Source organism: Halomonas litopenaei, from assembly GCF_003045775.1.
GTDB classification, from domain to species: Bacteria; Pseudomonadota; Gammaproteobacteria; order Pseudomonadales; family Halomonadaceae; genus Halomonas; species Halomonas litopenaei.
Genome location: NZ_PXNS01000039.1, coordinates 1 through 827, shown reverse-complemented (window position 1 = coordinate 827; position 827 = coordinate 1). Strand labels below are relative to the sequence as shown.

Genomic DNA, 827 nt, shown 5'->3' with positions numbered 1-827 from the left:
TACCGTCACGACCGACGGTCAGGGTGCCTTCGTCGGTGGTGAAGCTAACCGTTGCATCACTGGCATCACCCAGCGGCTTGGTCTCGCCCGCCACCGTTACGCTGACGGTGGCGCCATCGGCACCGGCGTCGGTGGTCCAGGTGCCGTTGGCACTCTGGCCCTCCACCACGGTCTCGGCGGTATCGGCGATCTCGAGAGTCGGCTGATCATCCGCCACGCTCACACCCACGGTTGCCGTCGTGCTGGTACCGTCGGTGTCGGTGCCGACCACGCTGATGCCGGTGATCGACAGGCTATCGGCGTCAACCGCGTGGGCCAGGCTCTCGGCCAGGGTCGCGGTCACGGTGACCACCTGACTTTCGCCCGCGGCCACAGGACCAGAAGAACTCAGGGTCAGGGTCAGAACGGCGTCACCGCCGGCCTCGGTGCGCCCTTCCAGCTCACCGGCGTTGTTGGTGCTCCAGATCAGCTCGCCATTCAGGCCGTCGACCTGAATACCATCGATGTCACCAAAGACGATCGAGGTGATGGCGTCGCTGCCGGCGGTAAAGGTCAGGCTCGCCACGTCGGTATCCGACGCCGCCCCTTCGGTCTCGGCGTCATCCAGTGCCAGGCTGGCCTGGGTCGAGGCCGGATCGCTGCCGGTGACCGAAACGCTCGGGCCGGTGCCGTCGGTGATGGTGACGGTATGGCTGTCGGTGGCGGTATCGCCGTCGCTGTCGACGGTGGCGATGGTGAAGTCGATCGACGGACTACCGGTGCTGTTCTGCACCTGGTTGTCGTTGGCCTCAAAGGTCCAGCTGCCGTCGCGACCGACGGTCAGAGTG

At 66.1% G+C, this 827-nt stretch carries 1 protein-coding gene; it reads right to left on the bottom strand.

Annotated elements, in window-relative coordinates:
- Positions 1-827: hypothetical protein (locus C6W88_RS21770; protein WP_197037174.1), on the bottom strand; the 827-nt coding region annotated here is incomplete at both ends.